The 16,145-nt window shown below is 73.0% G+C and carries 13 protein-coding genes; 10 read left to right on the forward strand and 3 right to left on the reverse strand.

Features of this window, described 5'->3' with window-relative positions:
* Positions 1-5 precede the first annotated feature (5 nt).
* From tatA to ABZ459_RS30350, 7 genes are all read left to right on the forward strand, one after another.
* Positions 6-356 (forward strand): Sec-independent protein translocase subunit TatA, encoded by a 351-nt coding sequence (gene tatA / locus ABZ459_RS30320; protein ID WP_357977366.1) that lies wholly within the window; start codon positions 6-8, stop codon positions 354-356.
* Between the two features lie 34 nt (positions 357-390).
* Positions 391-1,260, forward strand: a complete 870-nt coding sequence (gene tatC, locus ABZ459_RS30325; RefSeq protein ID WP_357977369.1) for a twin-arginine translocase subunit TatC — start codon at positions 391-393, stop codon at positions 1,258-1,260.
* A gap of 16 nt (positions 1,261-1,276) precedes the next feature.
* Positions 1,277-2,164 carry a YegS/Rv2252/BmrU family lipid kinase gene (locus tag ABZ459_RS30330; RefSeq protein WP_357977372.1) on the forward strand — a complete coding sequence of 296 codons (888 nt, stop codon included), beginning with the start codon at positions 1,277-1,279 and terminating at the stop codon, positions 2,162-2,164.
* 79 nt (positions 2,165-2,243) lie between these two features.
* Complete coding sequence (locus ABZ459_RS30335) at positions 2,244-4,970, forward strand: DEAD/DEAH box helicase (protein WP_357977375.1); 2,727 nt, start codon at positions 2,244-2,246, stop codon at positions 4,968-4,970.
* 578 nt (positions 4,971-5,548) lie between these two features.
* The gene (locus tag ABZ459_RS30340) at positions 5,549-7,198 is read left to right on the forward strand and encodes an ABC transporter ATP-binding protein (protein ID WP_357977378.1); all 1,650 of its coding nucleotides are present in this window, start codon (positions 5,549-5,551) and stop codon (positions 7,196-7,198) included.
* 128 nt (positions 7,199-7,326) lie between these two features.
* Positions 7,327-7,905 carry a helix-turn-helix domain-containing protein gene (locus ABZ459_RS30345; protein ID WP_357977381.1) on the forward strand — a complete coding sequence of 193 codons (579 nt, stop codon included), beginning with the start codon at positions 7,327-7,329 and terminating at the stop codon, positions 7,903-7,905.
* A gap of 191 nt (positions 7,906-8,096) precedes the next feature.
* Positions 8,097-8,267 carry a hypothetical protein gene (locus ABZ459_RS30350; protein WP_357977384.1) on the forward strand — a complete coding sequence of 57 codons (171 nt, stop codon included), beginning with the start codon at positions 8,097-8,099 and terminating at the stop codon, positions 8,265-8,267.
* A gap of 79 nt (positions 8,268-8,346) precedes the next feature.
* Here ABZ459_RS30350 and ABZ459_RS30355 read toward each other — a convergent pair whose 3' ends face one another.
* Positions 8,347-9,762, reverse strand: coding sequence for an RNB domain-containing ribonuclease (locus tag ABZ459_RS30355; RefSeq protein ID WP_357977586.1), 1,416 nt, complete (start codon positions 9,760-9,762; stop codon positions 8,347-8,349).
* A gap of 39 nt (positions 9,763-9,801) precedes the next feature.
* Positions 9,802-10,131: an STAS domain-containing protein gene (locus ABZ459_RS30360; protein ID WP_357977387.1), complete on the reverse strand. Its 330-nt coding sequence runs from the start codon at positions 10,129-10,131 to the stop codon at positions 9,802-9,804.
* Between the two features lie 269 nt (positions 10,132-10,400).
* Between ABZ459_RS30360 and ABZ459_RS30365 the strand changes: the two genes are divergently transcribed.
* A complete protein-coding gene (locus tag ABZ459_RS30365; protein WP_357977390.1) occupies positions 10,401-12,491 on the forward strand; it encodes an alpha-galactosidase in 2,091 nt (696 codons plus the stop codon).
* A gap of 330 nt (positions 12,492-12,821) precedes the next feature.
* Here ABZ459_RS30365 and ABZ459_RS30370 read toward each other — a convergent pair whose 3' ends face one another.
* The gene (locus tag ABZ459_RS30370) at positions 12,822-13,220 is read right to left on the reverse strand and encodes a DUF3592 domain-containing protein (RefSeq protein WP_357977393.1); all 399 of its coding nucleotides are present in this window, start codon (positions 13,218-13,220) and stop codon (positions 12,822-12,824) included.
* Positions 13,221-13,514: 294 nt separating this feature from the next.
* On the opposite strand from ABZ459_RS30370, the gene ABZ459_RS30375 reads away from it, so the two are divergent.
* Together ABZ459_RS30375 and ABZ459_RS30380 are read left to right on the forward strand one after the other, a co-directional pair.
* The gene (locus tag ABZ459_RS30375) at positions 13,515-15,473 is read left to right on the forward strand and encodes an FUSC family protein (protein ID WP_357977396.1); all 1,959 of its coding nucleotides are present in this window, start codon (positions 13,515-13,517) and stop codon (positions 15,471-15,473) included.
* Between the two features lie 84 nt (positions 15,474-15,557).
* Positions 15,558-16,061, forward strand: coding sequence for a MarR family transcriptional regulator (locus ABZ459_RS30380; protein ID WP_352364113.1), 504 nt, complete (start codon positions 15,558-15,560; stop codon positions 16,059-16,061).
* Positions 16,062-16,145: the final 84 nt, after the last annotated feature.

Below are 16,145 nucleotides of genomic sequence, written 5' to 3' on the forward strand. Positions count from 1 at the left end.
GTTTCATGTCGAACCTTGGAGTTCCCGAGCTCCTGATCATCGCAGGCGTGCTCGTCCTGCTGTTCGGTGCGAAGAAGCTGCCCGACGTGGCCAGGGGCGTCGGCAGGTCGCTGCGCATCTTCAAGTCGGAGACCGCCAAGCTCCGCGATGACGACGACGACACGCCCCACACCACGGTCCAGGCGCAGCCGGCCCCGGCTCCGGCCCAGCAGCCCGTACCGCAGCCGATCACCCCCGCTCCCGCCCCGGCCCCCGCCGCCGCCCCGGCGCTCTCGGCCGAGGAGCAGGCCCGCCAGCTCGAGGAGCAGGCCGCCCGCCTGCGCGCCAGCGCCGCCCAGGCCGACAAGCAAGGCTGACCCCCCTTCCTCCTCCTTCACCCCTGGACTGCGAATGGCGCTGCTCAAACGGTCGAGTGATTCCGGATCGGCCCCCGACCCCGAGGGCCGGATGCCGCTCATGGAGCACCTGCGTGAGCTGCGCAACAGGCTGCTCATCTCGGTTCTCGCGGTGGTCGTGGGCATCGTCGTCGGCTGGATCCTGTTCGACCCGGTGTGGGAGGCGCTGCGCGCGCCCTACTGCGAGACGGTGCAGTCGCGCCAGCTCAACGGTCACTGCAGCCTGGTCTACAACGGCATCTTCCAGTCCTTCTTCATCACGCTGAAGGTCGCGGCGATGGTGGGCGTCGTGGTGGCCTCACCGGTCTGGCTCTACCAGATCTGGGCCTTCGTCACCCCGGCCCTCTACCGCAACGAGAAGCGCTACTCGATCGCGTTCCTCGGCCTGGCCGTCCCGCTGTTCGTGTTCGGCGCGGGCCTGGCCTACGTCATCATGGACACCAGCCTCGGCATCCTGCTGAGCTTCTCGCTCGAGGACACCGTCGCGACGATCTCGATCGACGAGTACCTCGACTACGTCCTGATCATGTTGATGATCTTCGGCGTGTCGTTCGAGCTGCCGCTGCTGCTGGTCTTCCTCAACGTCATCGGCGTCCTGTCGCACGCGACCGTCAAGAAGCACCGGCGTACGGTGATCTTCGCGATGTTCGTGTTCGGGGCGGTCATCACCCCCGGTGGCGACCCGCTCACCATGATGGCGCTGGCCGCGCCGATGATCATCCTGTACTTCCTCGCCGAGCTCTTCATGTACGTGCGGGAGCGCCGCAGGCCCGCGGGCGAGGACTTCTCGCACCTGTCCGACGACGAGGCCTCGCCGCTGGCGGACGTCCCGCCCGACGCCGAGGATTCCGACGGCGCCCGATAGGCGATAGGTTCCGGGCGTGGCCCCCCAAATCGCCCTGCTCGTCAACCCCGCCGCACGCGGCGGGCGCACCCTGCGACTGCTCGAACCCGTCGCCCGCCGGTTGCGCGCCGGCGGCGCCGAGCTGTCGGTGATCGTCGGCACCGACGCCGCCGACGCCCTCGAACGTGCCTGCACCGCCGTCGCCGAGCGTCCCGACGCGCTGGTCGCCTTCGGCGGCGACGGGCTGGTCCACCTGGCCGTCCAGGCTGTGGCGGGCACCGACGTGCCGCTCGGCATCATCCCGGCCGGCACCGGCAACGACTTCGCCGCCGCCCTGGGCCTGGCCCACCGCGACCCGCTGGCCGCGGCCAGGACCGTGCTGCGGATGCGGGCCCGGCCGGTCGACGCGGCCCGCGTACGGGCCGGGGAGTCGGAGGAGCTGTTCGCCGGGGTGTTGTGCTGCGGCTTCGACTCGCGCGTCAACGAACGCGCCAACCGGCGCACCTGGCCGCCCGGCAAGGGCCGCTACCTGGTGGCGGTGGCCGAGGAGCTGCGCGCCTTCCGGCCCATCCCGTTCCGGGTCACGCTCGACGACGGGGAGGTGGTCGAGCAGGAGGCCATGATGGTCGCCGTGGCCAACACCCGCTCCTACGGGGCCGGCATGCGGGTGTGCCCCGACGCCTCGCCCGACGACGGCCTGCTCGACGTGATGATGGTCGGCGCGGTGTCCAAGCGCGAGTTCCTGCGCGTCTTCCCGGGCGTCTACCGGGGCACCCACGTGGGGCACCCGGCGGTGTCGGTGCGGCGGGCCCGCCGGGTCACGCTGGAGGCGGCCGACGTGGTGGCCTACGCCGACGGCGAGCGCGTGGGGCCGGTGCCGGTCACCTGCGAGATCCAGCCCGGCGCGCTCCGTGTGATCACCTGATCCACGACGTGAAGGCTGTTCGCCGCGGGCCGAGTCCGCCGGGACGGACCGGAATGGCGATTTCGGTAGGCTGACGGGTATGACAACGCCAGCGGAACGCTACGCGGCCTTCCGTCAGAAGCACGGAGACGACGGAGGGGCGCTGAGATCGTTCCGCGGTCTCTACGACTTCGAGCTCGACGACTTCCAGCTCGACGCCTGCCGGGCCTTGGAGGCGGGCGACGGCGTCCTGGTGGCCGCGCCCACCGGGTCGGGCAAGACGGTCGTCGGCGAGTTCGCCGTCCACCTGGCCCTGGAGCAGGGCCGCAAGTGCTTCTACACCACCCCCATCAAGGCGCTGTCCAACCAGAAGTACAACGACCTGGTCAAGCGCTACGGCACGGCCAAGGTCGGCCTGCTGACGGGCGACAACAGCGTCAACGGCGAGGCCCCGATCGTGGTCATGACCACCGAGGTGCTGCGCAACATGCTCTACGCCGGCTCGGCCACCCTGGCCGGGCTGGGCTTCGCCGTCATGGACGAGGTCCACTACCTCGCCGACCGCTTCCGCGGCGCGGTGTGGGAAGAGGTCATCATCCACCTGCCGGAGTCGGTGCGCCTGGTGGCGCTGTCGGCCACGGTCAGCAACGCCGAGGAGTTCGGCGAGTGGCTGGGCGAGGTGCGCGGCGACACCACGGTCATCGTCGACGAGCACCGGCCGGTGCCCCTGTGGCAGCACATGATGGTCGGCAACCGCGTCTACGACATGTTCATGACCGACGACCTGACGCTGCGCATCAACCCCGCGCTGATGCGGGTGACACGCGACGCCGAGCGGCTCATGGCCGGGCGGCGCGGGCGCGGCGGCTACGGCAAGGTCCACCGCTCACGCCCGCCCGACCGCGTCCAGGTGATCGAGAAGCTCGACTCCGAGGGGCTGCTCCCGGCGATCACGTTCATCTTCTCGCGGGCCGGCTGCCAGGCGGCCGTGCAGCAGTGCCTCTACGCCGGCATCCGGCTGACCACCGACCGCGAGCGCCACGAGATCAGGCAGCTCGTCGACGAGCGCACCGCCCACCTGCCCGACGAAGACCTGGCCGTGCTGGGCTACCTGGAATGGCGCGACTGCCTGGAGCGCGGCCTGGCCGCCCACCACGCGGGCATGCTGCCGGCCTTCAAGGAGGTCGTCGAGGAGCTGTTCACCCGCGGCCTGGTCAAGGCCGTCTTCGCCACCGAGACCCTGGCGCTGGGCATCAACATGCCCGCGCGCAGCGTGGTGATCGAGAAGCTCGACAAGTGGAACGGCGAGACCCACGCCGACCTCACCCCGGGCGAGTACACCCAGCTCACCGGGCGGGCCGGGCGGCGCGGCATCGACGTCGAGGGGCACGCGGTCGTGCTGTGGCAGCCGGGCATGGACCCGCTGTCGGTGGCCGGGCTGGCCGGCACCCGCACCTACCCGCTGCGCTCCAGCTTCCAGCCGTCCTACAACATGGCCGTCAACCTGGTGGGCCAGTTCGGCCGGGAGCGCGCCCGCACGCTGCTGGAGGAGTCCTTCGCGCAGTTCCAGGCCGACCGGGCGGTCGTGGGCCTGGCCAAGCAGCTGCGCAAGCACGAGGAGGCCCTGGAGGGCTACCAGGAGGCCATGACGTGCCACCTGGGCGACTTCCCCGAATACGCCGCGCTGCGCCGGCGTCTGTCGGACCGGGAGGCCGAGCTGTCCAAGCAGCGCGGCGCGGCCCGGCGCGCGGCCGCCGTGCGCTCGCTGGAGGCGCTGGAGCCGGGCGACGTGATCCGGGTGCCGGGCGGGCGCAGGGCGGGCCTGGCGATCGTGCTCGACCCCGGCCGCAACCCGCGCGGCCACGGTCCGAGCCCGCTGGTGCTGACGATCGGCAAGCAGATCAAGAAGCTCGACCCGGCCGACTTCCCGGTGCCGGTCGAGCCGCTGGAGAAGCTGCGCATCCCGAAGAACTTCAACGGTCGTTCGCCGAAGGAGCGTGCCAACCTCGTCTCCACCCTGCTGGCCAAGATGGGCGACCGCGATCTCGGCAAGCCGGTCAGGGCGCGCGACCACTCGGTCGACGACGACGAGGTCAACGAGCTGCGCCGGCGCATCCGCCAGCACCCGTGCCACGGCTGCGACGAGCGGGAGGACCACGCCCGCTGGGCCGAGCGCTACTACAAGCTGCAGCGCGAGACCGAGGGGCTGCGCCGTCGCGTCGAGGGCCGCTCCCACGTCATCTCCCGCACCTTCGACCGCATCTGCTCGGTGCTGGAGCAGCTGGGCTACCTCGACGGCGAGACCGTCACCGACGAGGGCCGCCGCCTGGGCCGCCTCTACACCGAGCTCGACCTGCTGACCGCCGAGTGCCTGCGCGGCGGCCTGTGGGAGGAGCTCGAACCGGCCGAGCTGGCCGCGTGCGTGTCGGCGCTGGTCTTCGAGTCGCGGCAGTCCGACGACGCGCGCCGTCCCAAGATCCCGGCCGGGCGGGCCCAGGACGCGCTGTCGTCGATGGTCCGGCTGTGGGGCGAGCTGGAGGGCATCGAGTCCGACCACGGGCTGTCCACCATCCGCGAGCCCGATCTGGGGTTCGCGTGGGCGGCGTTCCGGTGGGCCAAGGGCCACAGCCTCGACGCGGTGCTGCTGGAGGGCGTGGCCGGCAACGAGCTGGCGGCCGGCGACTTCGTGCGGTGGATCAAGCAGCTGATGGACCTGCTCGGCCAGCTCGGGAGCGCGGCTCCCGAGGGCAGCAAGATCAAGCAGACCGCGGGCAAGGCGATGGACGCCATGCGACGTGGCGTCGTGGCGTACTCGTCACTCACCTGAGGGGCTCACCTGAGGGCTCGCCTGACGTGCGGGAATGCCCGCGAAGGGCGGGCGGATCCGGCCGGATCCGCCCGCCCTTCGGGTTTTCCGATTAGGTGAGAACCAGTTCTGAGTAGCATCTTTGAGCGTCCCGTTACCGCTATCAGCGGTTTTCGCGATTTACGGCTCATTTAAGTGGCCGGCAGAAGTGCCTTTGTGGCCGGGATTCACCGGTCAATTCTCCCTTTAACGGCTGAACTTCGGGTGATTTGCGGCGAATTCGTGGGTATCGTCCCATTTGTCGAATGGAACAGCCATACGGGGGAGGAAGACATGGCTAACAACCAGCTGACCCAGGCCGGCTTCCAGGAGTCCTGGCGCTGTCGCCGGCGCCGGTGGGCCCGCCGCCGCTGCTGCGGTTACCGCAGGTGGTGGGGCTGGGGGTGGTAGAGCAACCCCGTGAGAGCCGGCGGCCCAGCCGCCGGCTCTCCCTTACGCTCTCCGGCCGTGAACTCGCTCCCGCCGTTTCCATCCGCCGAACATTTCGCGAGTTCTGGCCGGACACCAAAGGTCTGCGCCGGTTCTTCGCGTGTGGCGTGGTGTTCGCCGTCCTTGCAGCACTCTGCGAGGTCGCCGCGATCCGCCTGTTCGGGCACATCACCGACGACGTGCTCGCCACACGCGATCTGGACGCCTTCTGGGCGCCCGCCCTCACCTGGCTCGGGCTCGCCGCCTTCGCCGGGGTGACGTCCTTCGTCGGGACGTACGCCACGGCCTACGGCGCGGAACGTTTCCTGCTCGCCCTGCGCGACCGCGTGTTCGCGCACATCCAGACCCTGTCGCCGGACTTCTCGGAGAACCGGCGGCTCGGCGACCTCATGGCCCGGCTGACCGACGACGTCCAGGCCATCGAGGAACTGGTCGGCTCCGGCCTGGTCAAGCTGTTCACCACCGCGGCCAGCGTGGTGTTCTTCGCCGGCGCCGCCTTCCTCATCCGCTGGGACCTCGCGCTCATCACGATGGCGCTGATCCCGGCGTTCCTGGTCGTCTCCAAGCTGTTCGCGGCCAGGTTCAGGACGGCGGCGGCGCGCGAGCGGCTCAGCAACGGCGCCATGAACAGCGTGCTGGAGGAGGGTCTGGCCAACCAGGCGCTCGTCCAGGCCTACAACCGGCAGGGGGCCGAGTCCGGGCGCCTGCACGGCGAGGGCCGCCACTGGCTGCGCGCCAACCTGTCCCAGGCCTGGCTGTCGGGGCTCTACCAGCCCGTCGTCCAGGTCATCGAGACGGTCTGCCTGATCGTCATCATCGGGTTCGGCGCCTGGGAGATCGTCTCCGGACGGCTCACCCTGGGCGGCCTGCTCGCCTTCGCCGCCTACCTGGCGATGCTCTACCCGGCCGTGCAGAGCCTGGGGGAGCTCGCGCTGACGGTGTCGGAGGCGGCGGCGGGGTCCGACCGCGTGATCGAGGTCCTGCGCGCCCGGCCCCTCGTCACCGACCGCGAGGGGGCGGTGGCGCTGCCCGGCCGGGCCGAGGGACGGGTGGAGTTCGACGGCGTCGGCTTCACCTATCCGGGACGCACACGGCCCGCCGTGCGCGATGTGTCGTTCACCGCCGGGCCCGGCGAGCTGATCGTCTGCACCGGGCCCAGCGGGAGCGGCAAGTCGACGCTGGCCAAGCTGCTGCTGCGCTTCTACGACCCGGAACGCGGCCGCATCCTGCTCGACGGCCGCGACATCAGGGGCCTGACGCGGGAGTCGCTGCGTGCCAACGTGGCGATCCTGCACCAGGAGACGCTGCTGTTCTCGGGGTCCGTACGCGACAACATCGCCTACGGCCGGCCGGGCGCCTCGCTCGACGAGGTGATCAGGGCGGCCGAGGCGGCGGGCGTGCACGACTTCGTCAAGCTGCTGCCCCAGGGGTACGACACCCCGGTCGGTCAGCGGGGCCGGCTGCTGTCCGGCGGCCAGCGGCAGCGGATCGGGATCGCCAGGGCCATCCTGCGCGACGCGCCCGTCCTGGTGCTCGACGAGCCGATGACCGGGCTGGACGACGCCACCGTCGCCCAGGTCATGAAGCCGCTGCGGCGGCTGATGGCCGGGCGCACGACCATCCTCATCACCCACGACCTGCGTCACGTGCCGGAGGGCGCGCGAGCCGTGGAGCTGGAGCCGCTGCCCCGCGAGGAGCGCATCCGGCTCAAGCGCGTCGGCTCGTTCGGCCTCAGGCCGCCGCTGGCGGCGCCGCCCTGAGCGGCCGGTGTGACAGGTCCCATGCGGCCGCCCCTCCTGGCTCCGGCCAGGGCGGGCGGCCGCGCCACGCCGGGCTACCGCCCGGTAGAATCGGAGCCCTCCCTCCGCTTGCCGAAGGCAGGTTCCCCATGGGCGACCACAGCTCCGCCCGGCCGTTACGCGCCGACGCCCGCCGCAACCGCGAGCGGGTCCTGCAGATCGCGCAGGAGGCGCTGGCCGCCGACGGGCTGACCATCTCCCTCGACGAGATCGCCCGCCGCGCCGGGTTCGGGGTCGGCACCGTTCACCGGCACTTCCCCACCAAGGAGGCGCTGCTGGAGGCGGTGCTGCTGGGCCGGGCCGAACGTTTCGTGGCCGACGCCCGCGCACTGGCCACCGCCGAGGACGCCGGGCGGGCCTTCTTCGGCTGGTTCTGCCGGGTCGCCGAGCAAGCCGCGGCCCACCAGGTGCTGTGCGACCTGCTGGAAGGCGGCGCGGGGCCGGCGCCGCGGCCCGGCTCGACGCTGGAGGCCGACCTGGCCGACGCGATCGGGCGGCTGCTGGCCCGCGCGCAGCGCGCCGGAGCCGTGCGCCGCGACCTGTCCGCCGACGACGTGCGCGACCTGCTGCGCGGCGCCCTGGTGGCCGAACGCCGCGCGCGGGGCAGGGGCGCGGCCGGGCGGATGGCGGCCGTGATGTGCGACGGCATGCGCGCCGGGGTGAGGTGACCGGTCGTGAGGTACGGCGGGCGGCCCGAGCCCGACTGACCGGCCGGTCAAGGGTGTGTCGTCATATGGCTACAGATCGTCACCCTCGAGGCAGTTTCTCCGCCGAATCCGGCGGACATCCCCAAGGCGTAGGAAAGGGACTCCCCTTCAGGCCCATCGGGCCGGGGTCCGGTCAGCTCGGGAGGTAACCCGTGTTCGCTCTCATCGCCGCCCTGTTCTTCCTGCTCGCCCTGATCCTCGACATCGCCGGCACCGCCGTCGGCAACGTGCTCACCGCGGGCACGCTCACCACGGCCGGGCTGCTGTGCGTCGCCCTCCACCTGCTGGGGGTCGGCGCGGGATGGTCGCCGCTCAAGCGGTGAGGGCGGGTCCACCGGGGGCCGTGCGCGAGATCGTCCCGCGCGCGGCCCCTCGCCGTGCCCGTGGGCGCCCGGCCCGGCGTCAGGCCAGGGTGAAGCGGACCTCGCGGGTGGCCGGGTCGGCCTGCGTCAGGCGGACGGTGACCCGCTCGCCCAGGGGCAGGACGCCGTCGCAGCGGGCGATCACGGCCGGCTCGACGAGCTGCACCTGGCCGCCGCCGCGGCGCTCGTCCACGTCGATCACCATCGCCTCGAACGCCTGCCCGATCCGCTCCCGCAGCAGGAACGCCTCCACCAGGTCCACGCAGGCCCGGTCGACCGCACCGGCGCGGCGGCCGGTCGCCGACATGATGTCGGGCAGCAGCGGCAGCGCGGCCCGGACGTCCGAGGGCACCGGCTCGCCCGCCGCGACCGCCAGGCACACCTCGGTCGCGTACCGGTCCACCAAGCGCCGCAGCGGAGCCGTGACGTGCGCGTACGGCGCCGCCACCGCCGAGTGCTCGGCCAGCTTGGGCGGCGCGCCGTCGAAGGCCGCGTACCCCGCGCCGCGCAGCAGCACCTTCGACTCCTGCAGGAACGCCGCCTGCTGCGGGTTCTTGGGGTCGAGGTCGTGCACGACCTCTCCGTAACCGGCGCCCTCGGGCCACGGCACGCCGAGCGCCTGCGCGACCCTGCGCACCTTGGCCAGGTCCTCCGGCTGCGGCGCGGGAAGCACGCGCAGGATGCCGATCTCGGCGTCCAGCATCATCGAGGCGGCGGCCATGCCGGTCAGCAGCGAGATCTGGGCGTTCCACGCCTCGGCGGGCAGCGGCATGCGGTACTCCAGCCGGTAGCCGCCGTCGTCGTCCCGGACGACCTCCTGCTCGGGCGTGGGCAGCGTGACGCCGCCGCGCGCCCGCTCCAGCCCCAGCCGCAGCGCGCCGATCTCGGCCAGCAGGCTCAGGGTGCCGTCGGCGGTGCCGGTGTCCACGGCCGCCTGCACGTAGGCGTAGTCGAGCCGTTCGCGGCTGCGCACCCGGGCGCGCTGCACGTCCGCGCCGACGATCCGGCCCTCGGCGTCGAGGTCGACGCGCCAGACCGCGGCCGGCCGGATCGCTCCGGGCAGCAGGCTCGCCGCGCCCTCCGACAGCACCTTGGGATGCAGCGGCACCCTGCCCACCGGCAGGTACACCGTCTCCCCCCTGGTACGGGCCTCGGCGTCGACCCGGCCGCCCGGCCGGACGAAGGCGCCGACGTCGGCGATGGCGTACCAGACGCGGTAGCCGTCGCGCAGCCGTTCCAGGTGCAGGGCCTGGTCGAGGTCCATCGAGCCCGGCGGGTCGATGGTCACGAACGGCACGTGGGTCAGGTCTTCGGCGTCAAGCCTGGGCACCTGCGCCACCCAGTCGGCCTCGTCGAGCACGTCCTGGGGGAACCCGGCGGGCAGCCGCTGCTCGCGCAGCACGCGGTCGAACCCGTCCTCCAGCCTGGCGGGGATCGGGCCAGGAACCTGAATCATCGACACGCCCACAACCTACTCAAGGCGGGCGTACCGTCACTACTGGGGCGTCAGGTGGGCGTCGAGGCCGGTGATGCGCAGCAGGCGCTTCATGTTGGGCGGGACGTTGGCCAGCCGCAGGCTGGTGTGCCCGCGGGCGGCCTGGTTGTGCAGGGAGACCAGGATGCCGAGCCCGGCCGCGTCGATGAAGGACAGGCCGCCCACCTCGATCACCACCGACATGTCCGGCCGCCGCGCGCGCCCGGCCTCCTCCAGCACGCCGAGCAGGTGGCCGCGGACGGCCTCGGTGGTGGCGATGTCGAGCTCGCCGCTCAGGGAGACGGTCACGGTCGTGTCGTGGCGGCTGGTGGTCAGGTGAAGAGAATCCATGTCGGCTCCCCGCTGTTGGTCCGGGCGGGGGAAGTGGTGCTGACTACGGGGACCCGCCCCTGGCCGAAGGCGCCGGATGCGATGATCGTCACGCAGCGCTACGGTCTGTTTCCGAAGAGGAGTGTACATGCCCTCCTGTCCGGGCTCGCGGAGCAGGCCCCCTCCGTGCGAAGAGCCCGACAAGACCGGCGCCGCGGGCGTTGCGGGCGGGGGCGTACTGCCCGGTAACGTCTCGTTCCACCTGATGTACTGACATTGAGGAGCGTGACGTGCCCCCCGTGATCCTTTCCGCCGCCGGCTCGGCCCTGGTGTTCGACGACTCCGGCCCCGGCCTGCCGCGGGTGCGGCACTATGGCGCCGACCTCGGGCCGGTCACCGGCGCCGACCTGGCACCCGCCCTGCTGTCGCTGACCCCCGCGCTGGCGCTGCTGCCCGGCCAGGACGAGTCCTGGTTCGGCCGGCCGGGCCTGTCCGGTGACCGGGCCGGTGAGCACTGGCCGGTGCGCTGGAGCGCCGAGAGCGTCGAGACGGCGGCCGAGCCGGGCGCGGGCGGCCGCGTCACCGTCGCCGCCGTGGACGCCGAGGCGGGGTTGCGGCTGCTCAGCGAGCTGGTGATGGACGCCTCCGGCGTCGTCATGATGCGGCACACGGTGACCAACACCGCCGCCTCGCCGTACCGGCTGCAGGGGTTGACGTGCGCGCTGCCGCTGCCCGCCAGGGCCGGCGAACTGCTGGACTTCACCGGACGGTGGGCGCTGGAGAAGGTGCCGCAGCGCAGGGAGTTCGGGCAGGGGGTGTGGTCGCGGGAGAGCCGCCGCGGCCGCACCGGCCACGACGCGACCGGCCTGCTCGTCGCCGGCACGCCCGGCTTCGGCTTCCGCTCCGGCGAGGTGTGGGCCGTGCACGCCGGGTGGAGCGGCGGCCACGTGCACTACGCCGAACGGCTCGTCGAGGGCCAGGCCGTGCTGGCCGCCGGCGAACTGCTCGAACCCGGCGAGATCACCCTTGCCCAGGACGGCGCCTACAGCACCCCGTGGATCTACTTCACCTGGTCCGGCAGCGGCCTGGACGAGGCCGCCGGCCGCCTGCACGACCACCTGCGCGCCGCCCGTCCGCTCCCGGTGCGCCCGGTCACCCTGAACAACTGGGAGGCGACCTACTTCGACCACGGCCTCGACCGGCTGCGCGAGCTGGCCGACAAGGCGGCCGCCGCCGGCATCGAACGGTTCGTGCTCGACGACGGCTGGTTCCGCCACCGCCGCCACGACCGGGCCGGGCTCGGCGACTGGTACGTCGACGAGGACGTCTGGCCCGGCGGCCTGCACCCGCTGGCCGAGCACGTGCGCGAGCTGGGCCTGCAGTTCGGCCTGTGGTTCGAGCCTGAGATGGTCAACCCCGACTCCGACCTGGCCCGCGCCCACCCCGACTGGATCCTCGCCCGCGCCGACCGCCCGCCCGCGCTCTGGCGCAACCAGCAGGTGCTCGACCTGGCCCGGCCCGAGGTCTACGACCACCTCCTCGACCGCCTCGACACGCTGACCCGCGAGTACGCGCTGGACTACATCAAGTGGGACCACAACCGGGACCTGGCCGAGGCCGTCCACGACGGGACGCCCGGCGTGCACGCGCAGACGGCCGCGGTCTACCGGCTGATCGACGAGCTGCGCCGTCGCCACCCCGGGCTGGAGATCGAGTCGTGCTCGTCGGGTGGCGCGCGCATCGACTACGGCGTCCTGGCCCGTACCGACCGCGTGTGGGCCTCCGACAGCAACGACGCCCTCGACCGGCAGGCCATCCAGCGCTGGACCGGGCTGCTGGTGCCGCCGGACCGCATGGGCTGCCACGTCGGCGCGCCCCACGACCACATCACCGGCCGCGCGCTGCCGCTCGCCTTCCGGGCGGCGACCGCGATGTTCGGCCACATGGGCGTGGAGTGGGACCTGACCTCGGCGAGCCCGCAGGAGCTGGCGGAGCTGGGCGTCTGGATCGCGCTGCACAAGCGGCTGCGGCCGGTGCTGCACGCGGGCCGGGTCGTGCGGGCCGACCACCCCGACCCCTCGACGCTGCTGCACGGGGTCGTGCTGCCCGAACGGGCCGTGTTCGCCTGCGTCCAGCTCACCAGCCGGGTCACCGTCAGCCCGGAACCGTTGCGGCTGCCGGGGCTCGACCCGGCCGCGCTGTACGAGGTGCGCGCCGCGGGGCCGCTGCCGGAGGGCGCCGGGCTGCCGCAGTGGGTGTTCGCGCCGGCGCGGGTACCGGGGGCGGCGCTGGCCGAGCTGGGGTTGCCGGGGCCCGCGCTGCGTCCGGCCTCGGCGCTGGTCTTCGAGGTCGAACGGGTGGCCGCGGGGCGGCAGGCCTGACCGATCGAGCCCCGGCCCCAGCCGCTGGGCCACCGCCCGGACACCAGCTCGGGTCACCCTGGAATCAGCTCGGATCGTACGGGCGTCAGGCCCGGTCGTACGGGTGCCAGCTCGGGTTGTACGGGCGTCAGGCCCGGTCGTACGGGTGCCAGCTCGGGTTGTACGGGCGCCAGACCGGCCGGTCGGGCATCAGCCGCGGCCGTCCTGGCGCCGCCCGGCCGTCTGCCCCGGTTGTGTGAGGACCACTCCCGGTCGCGCGGTGCTCGGGCCGGGTGCCGGTTCCTGTCGGCGTGCTCGGTCGTGTGCTCAGTTGTGCGGTCAGTGGCGCGGTCAGTGGGTGGCCGGGCGCCAGGGGGCGTCGGCGGGGGAGGGGCGCCAGGCCGCCCAGTCGATGCGCACCCGGTCCGGCCGGGCCGGGTCCACCTTCACGGGCAGCACCGCGCCCGGGACCACCAGGCCCATGGGGATGCGCGGCAGCGTCTGGCGGTGGGCGACCCGGTAGGCGGGGCCCTCATGCGGCTGGACCACCAGGCCGAAGCTGACGACGGGCTGGTCGTTGACGGACATGTGGGTGTCGGCCATCGACTCCACCACGGCCTGCGCGGGAATCCCGGTCGCCAGGAGCCGCTGGCCGTTCCTCGCCATGATCAGGAACGGCACGCCGACCGCGGCCGTGATCAGCGTCGTCCCGGCGGTGATCGCCACAGCCAGCAAGATTCCCGTGGTCACTGTGCTTCCCCAGTTCTGTCCTCCGCCCGGCGTCCGGGCGGCTCGTTCCGTTCGATCTCGAAGGACTTTCTAGCCGGGACGGCTTGACCGCCGCTTGATCGCCGGTTGCAAGATCCCGTCGCCGACCTGGTTTATTTCACTAGTAAAACACCTGGTAATCTTTTTGGGATGACCAGTGCCCTCCGACCTCGTGCCCGATCCGTGCCGTCCCCTGCCTCGCCGTCGCTCGGTACCCTCTCGGGATCGCCGTCGGGATCGCCGTCAGGGCCGTCCTCGTGGGCGTCCTCGTGGGCGTTGTCGGGGTGGCGTGCGCGGCTGCCCGTGCGGGCGGCGCTGCGTCTGGGGCCCGTTGGCGACATCTGGCACAAGCCCGCCCTGAGCGCCGTCGTCGCCCTCGCCGTCCCGCTGCTCGCCCTCCTGTGGGCCGGACGGCTCGACCTGGTGCCCTACGCCGCCGCCGGCTCGATGTGCGCCTTGTACGGTCACGGCCTGCCGTACGTGGCCCGTGCCAGGGCGCTGGCCTGGGTGGTGCTGGGCATGACGTCCGGCACGGCGGTCGCGCTGGTCGCCTCGGCCCTCACCGGCTCGGTCGCCGTCCGGGTTGCGGTGGCCGCCCTGCTGGCCGGGCTGCACAAGGCGGTCTGCGACGCGACCCGGATCGGGCCGCCGGGGAACGTCGTGCTCACGTTCGTCGCGGCCAGTGCGGTGTTCGTACCGCAGGAACTGGGCGACGTGCCCGCCCACGTCGGCCTCGGGCTGCTCGGCGGGCTCCTCGCCTGGACGGTCGGCATGGCCCCCGGCCTCCTCCGCCCCGACGGCCCCGAACGCATCGCCGTCGCCCGCGCCCTCGAATCCACCGCCCACCTCCTGCGTACGTCCCCCGACCCCCGCGACCTCCCCGACCCCCGCGACCTCCCCGACCCCCGCGGTCTCCTGGAGGGGCGCGGCCTCTCCGAGACCTGCGACCTCTCGGAGGCCGGCGATTTCTCCGAGGAACGCGAGTCCGCCGCGGTTCGGCAGGCGCGCCATGCCGCTGCGGCGGCGGTCAACGCCGCCTGGCAGACGCTCATGCGCTCCGGCGTCCCCGCTCGGCGTCGCGACGCGCTGTCCTGGCTGCTGGTCCGCGCAGAGTCGGCCGCCGCTGGGATAGCCGAGGAGACCGGGCCGGGCGCTACGAGGGTTCCGGGCGCTCCCGGGGCTTCGGACGCTTCAGGTGTTTCGGGCGCTTCGGGTGTTCAGGGAGTTCGCGGCTTTCGTGCCGTTCAGGGTGTTCAGGGTGTTCAGGGCGTTCGGGGCGTTCCAGGGGGGCGGGGGGTTTCTGGGGCTCCGGCCCCTTCCGGGGCCGCGCGGCGGGCCGTCGTCGGAGAGTTCGCCGGCTGGGCCCGGGACCTGCGCAAAGGCCGCCCACTGCCGTCCCCGCCCGGGGTCGCGCTCCCCGCGGACGAGCGGGCCGAACTCGCCGGTGTCGCGGCTGAACGGGACGAGTTCGCGACGACCGGAGCGGACAGGCCGGGGCACGCAGCAGCGGGCGGTGGAGTGCGGTGCGGGGGAGGGGGTGGCGTCGTGCGGGTGATGGTCGAGGTGGCGAGACGGTGGCGGGTGGTCGGGATGGTGTTCGCCGGGGCCGCTGTGGCCGGGTGGGGGTCGATGGCGTTGGGGGTGGGGAGGCCGTACTGGGCGGTGGTGACGGCGGCGGCGGTGTTCGCGGCCAACACCACCCTTTCCTGGAGCCGCGCCATCCAGCGCGTCGTCGGCAACCTGCTCGGCGTCGGGCTGTTCACCCTGGTCGCCCCCGTGACCCGGCTGGGCGCGATGGCGCTCGTCGTGGCCGTCCTGGCGTTGCAGTTCGCGACGGAGGCGGCCATCACGCGCAACTACTGGCTGGGGAGCGTCTTCGTCACGCCGATGGCCATCCTCATGGGGGAGTTCGCCGGGACGCGGCCGGTGGCCGAGCTCGTGGCCGATCGATGGCTGGACACGTGTCTCGGCGCGGTGGCCGGGTTGCTGGCCTGCGTGCTGGTGCCGGACCGGAGGGCGGCCCGGCGCGTACGGGCGGGGCTCGTACGTCTGGAGCGGATCCTGGCCGGGACGCCGGAACCGGGGGAGCGTGACCGGCTCCGCGCGGCGCTGGTGGAGGTCCGCGAAGCGGCCGACGTGGCCGCGGGCGAGTGGTGGACCGGGGCGCTCCCGCACGAGCGCATCGCCGCCGCCGAGCGCGCCGGCCACCGCAGACTCGCCACCCTGTACGCCTGATCGCTCTGCCCGGGGCCGAGGGGGCGCCGTCGGCGCGTACGATCGGAGCCACCGGAAGATCGGCACGATGAGAGGAACGAGCACGTGGAGGACGCCGTCGCGAAGGCGTTGCGGCAATGGCGGCAGGTCCTTCCCGACGCCGACCTCGACACGATCGCCGTCATCGGCAGGCTCAACCGCTGCGCCGCGCTCCTGCAGCAGGCCGCCGATGCCCCGCTCGGGCGGGCCGGGGTGAGCCGCCCGGAGTACGACCTGCTGTGCGCCCTGCTCAGGGTCGGCGGCGAGCTGACGCCGGGCAGGCTGGCTCGCGAGACGTTCGCCTCGGGAGCCGCCGTGACCAAGCGGGTCAGGCGGCTGGAGGAGATCGGCCTGGTCGCCCGTCGGGTGGACGAGCGGGACCGTCGTGTCGCCCACCTCTCGCTGACCGGACGCGGCAGGGAGCTGATCCTGCGCCTGCTGCCCGAGCAGCTCGACTACGAGACCGAGCTGCTGGAAGGGCTTCCCCGCGACCGCGAACGCCAGCTCGCCGACCTGCTGGCCGAACTGCTGCTCGTCCTGGAGGGCCGCCTCGGCGGCCTGCTCGGCTGAGCCCCCTCCGTCTCCGCACCCCCACCGCCGTACGGCGGGCCCCGCCAACGGCGGCCCGGGAGTGAGGGTCGGGTGGCGGAGGGA

The sequence above is a fragment of the Nonomuraea sp. NPDC005692 genome (assembly GCF_040631115.1).
In the GTDB taxonomy this organism is placed as follows: Bacteria; Actinomycetota; Actinomycetes; order Streptosporangiales; family Streptosporangiaceae; genus Nonomuraea.